Origin of the sequence: Nocardia pseudovaccinii NBRC 100343, from assembly GCF_001613225.1 — a bacterium.
In the GTDB taxonomy this organism is placed as follows: domain Bacteria; phylum Actinomycetota; class Actinomycetes; order Mycobacteriales; family Mycobacteriaceae; genus Nocardia; species Nocardia pseudovaccinii.
In genome coordinates this window covers 1-13,079 of record NZ_BDBY01000339.1, presented here as the reverse complement: position 1 = coordinate 13,079, position 13,079 = coordinate 1, and the positions used below count along the sequence as shown (strand labels likewise).

The window sequence follows — 13,079 nt, the reverse complement described above, 5'->3', positions numbered from 1 at the left end:
CAGTACCATCCTCATCCGACTGCGGCGGTTCCTCGGAAGCCCCCTCGAGACGCCGCACCATCTCGTCGAGTTCGTTTACCAACGCTCGATACTCGGCGTCTTCATCCTGATGATGTACCGACTCCTCGCCATTCGAATCACGGGTCCACGCCTCATCGACACCTGGCTCGGAATCAGCCGAATCCGGTTCCGGGCGCAGAGGTTCCAGACTGTGCGAAGCCTCGTCGGTGCCAACCGGATCAGGCTGGCCCCCGGCCTCGGCACGGGGCGGCTCGGACGGTGGCTCCGAAATATGGGGCGAGGCATCGCCGGATCCGCCGGGCCACAATTCGACCGGCACGGACGGCGCTCGGTTGACGTACTCGACGGAGCTGGACTCGCCCGCTCGCGCCTCATCGACCAGCAGGCGATGCAGGACCTGCGCGGGTTCGGAGGCGTCGTCGCCGTAGCGCTCCACTTCACGGAACGCGTCGGAGAGGGCCTCGCCGGGGTCCAGGTTGTCGCCGTCGAAGCTGTAGCGGGTGAGCTGATCGACCCAGGCGCGGAAGTCCGTCTCGCTGGGGTCTTCGCGGGTGGCGAGGTAGTGCTCCCGCAGCGCCTCCATCACACGCCGCTGCGCGCGGCCTTGTCCGGCGTAGTCGAGTACGTGGCCGAGTTCGTGCACCATCACGCCGTACACCGGGCGGTCGGCACCGATTATCCGGGTTCCATCGCGACTCGTCTTCGAGGCGAGCGTGTCCTCGTCAGTTCCCCATGACTGTCCGCGCGCCGATTCCTCGAGGACGACGATCGACGGGGTCACCTGCCGAAGCCGTTCGGCCAGTGGCGCATCCGCGCCGACGCGGGGACTGGTGCTCGTATAGGCGACTCCCCCCTGGGGATGGCGCGGGTCGCCGGGCTCGATCCGGACGCCGGCGAGCTTCATCTCCGGATGCTTGGTCAGCATTTCGTCCACCGCTCGCGCGATTTCGCGAACCACCTCCGGATCGATGCCCTTGCGCCGGAACCCCTCCACCTCGATCGAATGCCGCCGCGCCAGCACCTTCGCGACCTGCCGCGGACTGCGCTTCGACCACTCGTCGACGATCGGTCGCGACTCCGTCGGGAACGCCGGATGTTCTGTCGGGTCGGCCGACGGCTCTGGTACTTCCTCATCGGTATTCGTGTCACGAGCGCCGTCCGCCTCATCCGGGACGGGGATCGGTTTCGCACCGGAGGCAGGGCTGTCCGCTGGGTCGTGCGGCGGGCCGGACGGTGTGGCGGCAGGATCGGGTCCGTCCTCATCCGGTCCTTCATCCAACTGCCGGAATTCGTCGGCCGCCTGGTCGAGTCGATGCGCCACCTCATCGAGGTGATCCATCAATTCCCGATGCTCGGCCTCGGCCTCCTCATCACGACGCCGGAATCCCTCCTCAGCAGCAGCCTGCTCACGCGCCAACGCATCATCGATACGCGACCGTGGATCGGCCTCTGGCACAACGTTTTGCGGGTCATCGAGATCTCCGAAACGCTCCTCGAGCCGACTGGACAGCTCGTCCAGACGATCCATCAACTCCTGGTGCTCGGCCTCGGCCTCCTCATCACGACGCCGGAACTCCGCTTCCGCAGCAGCCTGCTCACGCGCGAACGCATCATCGATACGCGAACGCGGATCCGCCGACTCCTCGCCCCCACCCATCTTGGCGACCCATTCATCGAGTTCCGCATGCATGCGCGCGTTCCACTCGGCCTGTTCGGCATCCATCTGCCGCTTCCAGTCCGATCGAGAATCCGGCTCGGACGCGCCCGGCTCATCGTCCCCGGGCCTGACCGGCGGATCGGCCACACCACCCGATCCAGATTCCTGCCGAGCACCAGCGTCGGACTCATCACCCCCAGACCGGACAGACGGATCAGCCACACCACCCGATCCAGATTCCTGCCGAGCACCAGCGTCGGACTCATCACCCCCAGACCGGACAGACGGATCGACCGCACCGCTCGACCCAAGGTCCTGCGGGCCGACGGGCTTGGGCCCGGCTCCGCTGTCGTCCGGCCCACCCAACTCGCCGGGCGCACCAGCCAACTCGCTCGGAGCGCCGTAGAACTCGTCGAGGAGCGCCGCGAGATTTCTGATCTGTTCGGCGCGAGTCTGGATCTCCGCGCGCATGCGACCGAGCTCCGCGGTCAGTTCGGCGGGGCTGAGGCCTTCGTGCTTCTCGATCTTTCCATCACGGTAGGCCTCGTACACCTTGCGGAAGGTGGCATCGTCCGCACCCGCGATATCGACACCGACGAGCCGAGCCCAGTCGCGATTCGGTTCGGGCCGTCCACGCCCCTCGCCGGATGCGCCGTCGGCGCGGCCAGGATGATCCGCGAGCACACTTCCGAGATCGAGTGGATCACCGGATCGCATTGCCTCAGTGAGGAGTTCACGCAATGCCTGCACGCAAGCCAGTTCATGGACAGGCGGTTCGCCAGCGGCCCGTGGATCGGCGGACAGGTCGCCCCGCGGCACATCGGAGTACGGATCGACATCGATCAGCGCACGTATGTATTCGGTGAGCGCGTCCACCACCTGATCGTGCTTACCGTTACCTTCGAGGCCCGCGATCACCTTGCGCAGCTTCGCCGGATCAAGTCCGTTCGCATCCAGTCCGCGCAGGATCTCACCATCATCGGCGACACGAATCTTGGGCGGCTGCAACGATTCCGGGCTGGCCAGGCCGAGTTGTGCGGCCAAGCGATCACGTGCGGCATTGACCGCGCCCAGATCGATATCGCGCAGTTGCTTGGCGTAATCGGCCAGATCCTTGAACTGCTGTTCGCGCCGCGCACTGCGCCATTCCGGATCGGCCAGCGCCTCGGCGACCCGCCGAGGCGTGAGCTCCGACTCCGGAATATCGAGCCGGTGCGCGAGTTGACCACGCGCATCGCCGATATCGTTGAAGTTCTCGATCTCGTTCATCGTGCGCGCGAAGTCGGCCAGCGCCTCGACTTGACCGGCGCGCAGAGCATTGGCCAGCTTCAGTTCCGCAATGGTCTGTGCCAGCCGATCCGGGTGCAGCGCCTCCGGTCCGAGGCCGAGTTCGTTTGCCAGATCCACGATTTCGGCGACCATCTCGGCGCGAGTGCGCGGCGGCGCAGCACTCTCGTGGTCGGGCGAATGACTCGTCGGTTCCTCGACGGGTGCCTGCACGGCGCGCCACTGACTGTCGTTGTCGCGCACCATCGTGACGACCAGCTCGCGGCCATCGATCGTCTCCCGATGGTGGTACACCTCGGGTGTTTCGACCGGATCCAGATGAATCTGGCCCACACGATCCGTGCGCGCGTTCCGATAATCGAGTTCGACCTCACCACGATTGAGCGCATCAGCCAGGGACGGATCATCAGCGAGCGCCCTGGCCAGCGCATCCGCGCGATCCAGCGGCCCGTTGATCACCACCAGCCGGTCCGGCGCGCCCTCCCCGACGGGCACCCGCGCGACCTGATCGCCGTGGATCTCCCCGACCGGCTCCTGCTCTCCGGCACGCAGATGCGGTTCGGCGGCGTCGGCGAATTCGGCGACCCTGGCGGCGCGCGCATCGTTCTCGGCCCACAACCTGCGCAACGTGGCATCGAGATTGCGCGGGTTCACATCGTTGAGGTCCAGCCCGAACATCTGCGCCCAGGTGGACGCCTCGTCGCGAAGCTGGTCGCGGCGCAGGGCATGTTCGAAGTACACCCTGGGCCCCTGGTCGCGGCCCAGTTCCTGGCCGTCCCCGATATCGCCCCATTCGCGCAGCGGGTCGGCGCCATTGCCGACCGGCCGGAAGTTCTGCAGACCGGGATCGCCGCCGAAGGCGCTGATCAGCTCCCTGAGGAAGCGGCCCATCGGATTGTCGTCGAAGATGCTGACCTGATCGGCCAGCGGCACCGGACGGCCCGTCGCGTCGGGCGCACCCAATTCGGGGCCGGACTCACTGGTCGGTTCGTCCTCGTCGTAGTAGTCCTCGTCCTCGTCGAGCCGCCGCGCATCGGGATCCTCGATCTCCCCCGCCACCGGCTGTCGACCGTGCAGCTCGGGCGCCGAGTCACCCAGCAGGTCGGCATCGACGTACGGACGCGTGACCTCCTCGTTGAAGCGATCCGCCGCTTCCGCGAGGCCCGCGATCGCGGCCGCCTCACGCATCGTCCGGTATTCCTGCTCGTCGAGCACCCGGCGAATGGTCTCCGGACTCTCGTCGGGCAGGTCGAAACCGAGCCGGTGTGCCTTATCGGTGAGGGATTCGTCTTCCGGTGGCGGACCGTCGAGTTCGGTGGTCGGCTCCGGATGCGTCGGCTCATGCTCGAGTGCCCTGGCCTCCTCGTCGGAGATCAGACCGAAGTTCTCCAGGTCATCGATGATCCGCTGCCGCTGTTCCGGATCGGCGACGGCCAGCGCCTCTTCCAGCACCGCCCGCGCCTCTTCCGGCGCGATGGCCTCCACCTCGAGCAGTTCGGTGACGGTCTGGCGCACCAGATCCGGATCGGCATCGCTGACCCAGAACCGATATTCCTCGCCATCGGGTGTGCGTGGCACGACGAAATCGCCTGCCACATCCCGAATTCGACTAGAGAGCCGGTTCAGGATCGGCAGATGCTCCCGGTTGCGCCAGGCGGTCCAGCCCTCCTTGGCGATTCGGGCCATATTGAGGCCCCCGCCTTCACTCTCCGGAGCCGGTCGAGCAACGGTTTCGTGCCCGGGTGTCGCCTGCGGCGGATGTGGCGTGTTCGGATGCGATTCGAAGAGGTCCGGCGCATGCTCGACGCCATCCTTCAGCGCGTTCTGGCCGCGGCGGTCCTCACCCGAACCCGATGGGTACTTCGGGTAGTCGCCCACGTAACCACGCACGCGCATCTTCTCCCGAATCCGCTCCCACGCTCGGCGCAGTGGCGACTTCTTCTCGGGTGGCTCGGAATCCGCTGGACGCGCGGGTGTTCCGGATTCTTCGGGAGCTTCGACTCGCCAGTGCCCCGCTTCGTCGGGCCGCACCTGTAGCGGCACCTCTTCGCCGTTGGCATCGATGACGATGCGGCGCGGCTCGTCCGGATTCGCCGGAGCGAACGGCGGTCCCGTCGACGGATCCTCGAATTCGTTGCCGGAGTTTTCGTTTCGCGAATGTTCTGGATCGCCGGGCGTCCCGGCGGGAACGGGAGGCTCGGAGGGCGGCTTCTTACCGCCGCCGCCAGCCTCGGCGGGCCGCCCGACCTCCTGCCGCGCCGCCGGATCATCGACGCGCAGCACTCGTGTCTCGCCCTGCGCGCCGATCCGCAACTCGCGTACGACAGTGCCGGGTTCGGCACGCAACTCCGCGAGCTGCGGATGTCGATCGGCCGCATCGTCCAGCACGCGAACCGGATCACCGTCGCCCCAGCCGACCACGAACACGCGCGCAGGCTCACCCGGCACCACACCGACCCGATCGGTGACCGGAATCGCACCGGCCCGCAACAACGCGTCACGCTGCAGTGCGATCGCCATCGCCTCGTCGAGCCGTGCGACCCGCTCCTCCGCCCGCGCGATGCGCTCCGGATCGCCTGCGGTCCTTGCGTCGTCGCGCTCGCGCACCGCCGCCGCATTCTCGGCCGCCAACCGATCCAGCACGTCTTGTCGCTGCTGCTGGGCCTGTCGCTCCTGTGCGCCGTCGTCCGGATGTGCCGGTGGGAACTCCGGTGCGTCGAACGAATCGTCACCGGGCCGTGGCCGATCGATCGGTCGCGGCGCGGAATCGCCCTGATCCGATCGGTTTCCGAACGACAGTCGGTCGGTGATTCTGCGCAGCAGGCCCTTCGGCGCACTGTGGTCGTGCAGATCTGCCGAACCGTCGAGCAGGATTCGCGTTATCCGTTCCCCGAGCCGCCCGGTATCGGTATCGGACATGCCATGGAACTGTCTGGCCAGCACATCACCAGCACTGCCGTCTCCGGTGGGCGCCACCCGCCAGCCGCCATTGCCATCGGACTGCAGTATGACCGGGAAATCCCACGCCCGGGTCTTCACCTCGGTTCGAGTGAACTGCGGCCAGCGACGTTCCCGACCGGCCGTATCAGCCGATTCCGGCATGGCCAGTTGCCGCGTCAGCAGACGACGCGCCACCTCCGCCGGATGCGGCTCGCCGATCGACGGATCCGCTTCGGCCAGTTCGTAACCGCGGGCCATGAAGTCCAGACGCAGTCTGCCCTCGAGGTTCGGGGACGCGTTCTCCCTGGTATTGAAGGCATCCGGGCCGAGCTGGCGCACCCAGGCGTCGAACCCGAGATCCGTCTGTCCGGCGGCGCGGTAGCGCAGGTAGTGCGCGAGTAGTTCGGTGGCCGCCTCGTCTTCGGTCGAGCGGCGGTAGGGACCCTCGGCAGCGTCGACGTCGATGAACCGGGCATCGTGCAGACCATCGGAACCCGGCCCCACTTGCAGATATTCGATCCGTTGCGTGCCGTCCCACAGCACACTGGTGTATTCCGGATGCGTCGCGGCCAGTTCGCGCAGCGCGTCCATGTGCTGGCCTTCGGGTGCCACCACAACCAGACGTCCGCGTCCCACCGGCTCGTGACCCGGAAATTGGGCGACCCGTTCGGTGCGCCGGGCGCCACCCGGATCCCGCGCCAGCTCGTCGTCGAGGGCGCGACGCACCCGGTCTGCGGCTTCCTCGGAACTCATCTGGCGCGGCGGTGCATCCTGATCGGCCGGACGCCCCGTTTCCGGCTCGGACGTATCCGACCACGGGCGATAGTCGTCGACGTTGTCCCCCGCGTGCCGAGCGACATCGAAGGCGACCTCGGCGGGTTCCAGACCGACCTTGTCGATGTACTTGCGCAGCGCTTCGCGACCGGCTTCGTAACCCGCCCGCTCCGGCCGGATCGCCGGATCATTCGAGCGAGCCGCAGCACGCTCCGCACGCTGATAGGCGCGATCGTAGGCGTCGGCATAGGCACGTTCGGCCGGACCGACCGGCACGAAACGACCCGAATCACGCAGCAGCCGAAGGGATTCGATTTCCGCCGCGTACTGTCGGCTGCGCTGATCCCGGATCGCCGCGGTGTCGGTGTGGCGCGGCGGTGGCCCCTCGCCGGGCGCACGGGTGATTCCGTGCGCACTATCCCACTGCGCCCGATAGAACGCGGCGAGGTCATTGCCGTCGACACGCGGCCCCAACTCCACCAACCGATTTCGCACTTCACGGGCAGCGGCATGGTGTGCGGCCGCATCGATCATGCTGTCCGCGACCTCACGATTGTCGCGGTAGGCCCGCAAGGCTTGCTGCTCCGCCTGTTTGAAGGCGTCCTTATATGCCTTGGACAGCAAGGTTTCCGGAGCCGGTGATGCTTCCGTCCCGAACTGCCGCCACCTATCGAATTCGAAGGCTCTTGCCTGCGCAACCGCCTCCCGATCCAGCATCAGATCGACGTATTCATCACGCCCGAGCGTGAATCGCTCGAGCGGACCGTCGCCGAGCTGTTCGGCCAGATACGCCGCCCGAATCGCTTCCGCCGCATGCTGGGACGGTGTATCGGTCAGGCCGAGCAGCACGGTATTCGAGGCCGGATCGTATCCGGCATCGACGCCGCGCTGCTGTCTGCCGTCGTAGCGGCTGGAATCCACGTCGAGGCCGAAGCGGATCTCCACCCCGTGCCTGGCCAGCACCTCGGCCGCCCACCGTCCGAGTTCGTTGCCTCCGAGGATGCGCTGCAGCCGGTCCGACGCCACCTGCGCGGTGTCGACCATCGACTGGTCCGGCAATGCCGCGGCGGGTTCGTCCGGCGGTCGCGGTGCCACCAGGTGGTCTACCTCCGCGCGGACGTCCGCTGCGGCGGCGTCGACCCATGCGGCGCGCAGATCCACCGGCTCCCGGCGCACTTGGACGGCCCCGGAATCGTCGACGCTGACACGGACCCGCTCCGCGACGGCATCGCCGTAACGGATGGCGCGATGCAGATCGCTGCCCCGATCGGCCGCCGCGCGCGATATCGCGGCATGGTCACCGCGAGCATCGACCACGATCACACGCAGTGGTTCACCTGGCAGCACCGCGACGCGGTCGTTGACCCAATGCTGCTCGGAGACTTCCGGACCGAGCACATCCTGACCGACTCGTGCCGCGATCTGATCGAGCAGATGGTTCCGCCGAGCCTCCACCTCGGCATGTCGGCGGGTCGCCTCGACCAGCGCTCGCACCTGCGCGGGGCGCTCGGAATTCCGTGCGCCCACCGGCCGGATTCTGTCGTTCGCCACCGCCTGTCGGCCGCGCTCGAAAAGCTCCCGGTCGCCGCGGTGGGTTTCGGGGTCGAAGGCGCCGAACCGTCGGACCGCACGATCCCAATCGCCTTCGACCGCACGCAGTTCCCGGGTGAGCGCCGCATGTTCGCGAACCAGGCGCTGCAGTTCCCGTGCCGATTCCGCAGAGGTCGGCTCGTACATTCCGTCGGGATGCTGGTGAGCGTCCCAGGCACCGCCGTGGATATCGCGCAGACTCGCGCCCTCGCTCGGATACAGCGGCGAGTCGAACGTATCGCCGGACAGCAGCGCCTCGATGCCCGCCTCGCGACCGATTCGGCGCAGTTCGTGCTCGCCCAGGCCCGGATCCGCGGCGGCCACGGCCGCGTCTCGGGCGGTCAGATACTGCTCGTGCAAGGCGCGGGTGTAGGCCGAATCCGCAACGTCGCGTGTGGTCGGGGCCGCTTCCGGATATCCGGCCGCGCTCAGCTCACGGCGGAGCTCGGCCTGCCTGCCGAGCACCTCCGCTTCCGTACGCAGCTGTGCGTCAACGTAATCCGCGCGATCGGTGGCGCGGATACGGGCCGGATCCACCTCGACCCGACCGGACAGCACGGCATCCGCGAGTACCGCCGCACGTACCAGCGCCTCCGCCTGGACGGGCTGGCTGCGGTCATGGGTGTCGACGGACACGTCCATGGTCCGGCCGTTGAACGAATCCGGCCGACCACCTTCGAAGCGCACCGCGGCACCCGCGGCCCGCAGCGCGTCGGCCGCTTCGCGTCCGGTTTCGGTGCGCCCCAGCAGTTCCCACACCGGACCACCGGTCATATCTCGCGGCCGGACCTGCCAGGCCCCGGCGTCCGACTCGGGACCGTCTGCTGGCCGGAACTCGGACGAATCCGTCCCGTCGCCCGGCGCTTCGGGTCGGACCGGGGTCTCCGGCCTGCTGAAATGCGCGACGACCTTCTCGTATTCGCCCGGCCTGCCGCGCATCGCATCGTGATCGAAGCTCACCTCGGTGAAGCCGAGTTCGACGGCCAGTTTGCCGGTGAAGGTGTTGCGCGCCGCCTCTTCCGGGGTCAGGTACAGCTCCTGCACACCGGCATTGAAGGTGTCGAGGTTGTCCCGGACCCGGTCGTCGGCATTCCATTCGGCGCGGATCTCGGTCACCTGATGTCCGAGCTCACGCATCATGTCCCGGAACATTTCGCGCCCGGTCGGCGTGCCGTCACCGACACGCACCGTCGCGCGCAGTACGCCGTCCGCGTCGACCCGACCGTGGATCCCGTGCTGGTTGTCCCCGCCGTACCGGTTGGTGTAGGCGTTCGGGCGATCGTCGAAATTCTCATCGTGCCTGCTCGAATCCTCCGGCCGCACTGCGATATCGCCGTGTTCGGGCGGCAGATCGGAGGCGTGCGCGCGGATTTCGGCCAGGCGCGCCATCACCGTGTCGTGCCACTGGCCGCGACCGTCCTTGTCGAACTCCGGTCGCAACGCGGCGACGCGTTCGGTGATCGCGTCGACCACCGCGCGCGGCAGATGATGGTCGATGACCTCGATGCTGTCACCGTTGCGACGCAGGAAGTGTTCGGCGAACGGGCTCAACGCATTTCGCGCGGCTTTGCTTTCCTCGAAACCACGACTGTGGTCGATGCCGAGCACCTCGCCCTGCGGGCCGATCATCCAGCCCTGTCCGTCGCGGTCCGGAATCCGGATCAGCGCGTCCAGCAGACCGAGCGCACGGCCCGCGACGGTATCGGCGTAACCGAGCTCGTGCACATCGATGAACTGCGGATGCCGTTCGGCCGCAACACGTCCCGTCAGCTTCTCCATGTACACGACATTGGATTTGGCGTGGAACACCTCGGGCACGTTCGCACCTATAGTACGACCGAGCAGCGACGCCAACCGCTCGGCGACGGCGTGGCGCGGATTCATGACGGTCTTGCGGATCAGTTCGGTGCCATCGTTGAAGGTGACCAGCTCCACCTTCCTGGCGGCATGCACCGAGGAGCCCTCGCTGAGCACCGTGACCGAGCGCTCGCCGGATGCTATGGCGGAGCGGACGATATCGTCGAACGAGCGGATGCCGTGAGCGTCATCCCAGGCGTGACCGTAGAACTCGGCATGGGTTTCGGTCGAATGCTCGGGAAGATGCTGAGCCACCTCGGGGCGGATGGCGTCCAGGCCCGCATCATTGGCGATCCGATCGAGTTCCGCTGCGGGCGCTTCGGGATTCTCGTCGTGTGCTCGGGCTCGGGCTTCGTCGTAGGCCGCAGTGTAGGTGCGCTCCAGCGGGGTTTCCGCGAGATCGTGTCCGGCGGCCCTGAGTTGTTTCGCCGCAACGATTTCCAGCGCGTGCGCACGGGCTTCCTCGTCGAGCATGCGCGTGATGTATTCCTCGCGCGGCAGACGCATGCGTTCCCGCGCACCGCCGGGAGTCTCACGGGTATGTGCCAATTCGACGTGGATGGCGCCGTGCACCAGGGCGGCCATTTGTGCCGCATCGGAGGCGCCGACGTCCAGGGCGAGGGTGCGGCGGCTCGGGTAGTAGCGGTCGTCGGCGCCGGACTCGTGCACGATATCGACGTCGTGGCGGGTGAGCACCGCGTCGGCCCAGCGGCCGACTTCGGTCTCCCGCAGCTGTTCTCGAATCCGGGCGATGCGTTCCTGGGCCGCCTGACCGGCACGGTCCAGTGGAGTCAGATCGGTGGCGCGATCGAATTGGTTGGGTGACGGCTCGTCGATGGGCTCGACCCTGATCCGGCCGACCTGGTCGGCGTCGACGTTCAGGTGCTCGCGCACGACCTCGGGCCGGTCGAGCAGTTCGCGGATGTCCGGGTGCTGCTGGGCATCGCGCAGGATGCGCTGGTGGTCATCGGTGCCGGACGCGATGACCAGCCGGTCGGGCTCACCGGGGATATGCGCGATGTGTTCGTTGAGCATCCGCGCATTCGGGTTCTCACGTACATGTTGGGTGAGAACCTCTGCTATCGCCGCATTTGCCACCTGGTCGGCGCGGTGGTCGTAGGTCGCCTGGGCATGCTGACGCTGGTCGGCCAGGTCGGCGAGGGTGCGCAGATCGTGTTGTTCGGTACGCAGTTCGGCCTGCCGCTCGGGCGGGACATCCGGTCCGGCGAGTTCATTCGTGATGCGCTGCAGGCGGTCGGAGATCTGGCGTTGCAGCGGCTGTCGGGCGAGGGTGGGATCGAGACCGAGGGCGGTCGCGCGCTCGGCGAGTTCTTCAGAGGTGTTGCGCAGGCCGCGGAAGGCCGACTCGCGGTCCAGCGCCGCGGTACGCAGGCTTTCTGCGATATCCGCAGGGGTGTCATGCATGCGCGCGCCCGACGGGAGTTCGGCACTGGCCGCATGCACGCGATCCCAGGCGGCGCCGTAGTAATCGGTGTAGTTCTTGCCGTTTTGCCACTCGCGGGTGGCGATTTCTTGGCGTAGCGCGTCGACGGCGACATCATGTGCGGCCTGGCGGACCTCGGCCGGGGTGAGCGACGAATCGCTTGCCGACAGATCGGCGGCGGCGCGGTCATAGGCGGCGGTGTAGGTCTGTTCGAGCGGGTGCACGGCGATGTCGTGGCCGAGATCCCGGAATTCCTGGGCCAATTGGAAGCGGCGGCCCGTTGCCGCGGCCTCCTCGTCGACCATGGTGCGCACGAATTCGTCGCGTGCCATCCCCCGGACGTCACCGGTTCGGCCCTGAACGTACCGTTCGGCGTGTACGGATTCGTGAGCCAGCGTGAGGGCCTGCTGAACATGATCGGCACCCGAGGTGAAAGCGACCGCGGTCAATTCGCGTCGCCGGAACTCACCGGATCGGCCGTCACCCGCGGACGGCTCGAATCCGTCGCGAACGGGACTATTGTCGAAGCTCGCCGCGATCCGCCGCCCGGTCTCGGTCTGGCGCAACAGTTCACGGACCTGATCGGGCTGCGCATCGAGTGAGCGACCGATGCGAGCCCCCGGATCGGTTGCCAGCGGATGCTCGGAGCCGAGCGGGTGCAGCGGATTTCCGGCCGGGCCGAAGGCGATGGCATACGTGCCACGGAGTTCGCGCGGCACCGTCGGCGGGAAGCCCTCCACCCGGCCCGCCCCCGGATCGCGCACCACGATCCCGCCGTTCTCGTGCACCAGCACATACGCGTGCGCGCCGACGTTGTACCTGTCGACCGCACCGCTGTATTCATCGACAACCAGCGCCGAAGACCCCTCCGGCATGGAAAGCAACAGCCGCGCGATCTCGGCATGCCCCTCATACGAACGCAACTGCCCACCCGCGGCCGTCTGCACTTCCGCGGCCGTCATCCCGTCCAGCCCGATCACCCGCTCCGGCAACCTGATCGCCGAACTCCCGGTGAGCGCCTTGATCAACCGCAGCGACAACTCCGCGCACCGACCACGATTCCGCTCCGGAATCCGAGGCTCATCGCCCCCTTGCCGCTGCGGACCATCCGCCCCGTCGCGTGACCTGTCCGCAGGCGCGTCCCCGGTATTCCGATGCGTATGCGGTTCGGCCACCGGCTGCGGCACGAAAGCTGCTGCGGGATCAAGCGATTCAGCCCGCTGCCGCGCCGCCTCCCGCCGCGCTTCGACCTCCTCCCGCCGCGCCGAATCATCGGCACGATGCGACTTGGCAGGCTCGATATCCGCACCCCGATGCGCCCCGTCCTCCCGCGCCGTCGGATCCGTCGCATGGCGGGCATCGGAAGGTTCGGAGCGCACCGGAGTGTCGGCGGCGGCGCGCGAGATGCCCTCGTCGCTGGGGTGCACTGCACCCTCGTCGCCCTCATTGCCGGGACGCACCGCATCATCACCGTCAGTGCGCACGACACTCTCGCCCTCGGGACGTACG

General features: G+C 67.6%; 1 pseudogene. It reads right to left on the bottom strand.

What is annotated here, in order from left to right:
* Window positions 1–13,054, bottom strand: a pseudogene (locus NP3_RS37680) (hypothetical protein); the annotation flags it as partial.
* Window positions 13,055–13,079 lie beyond the last annotated feature (25 nt).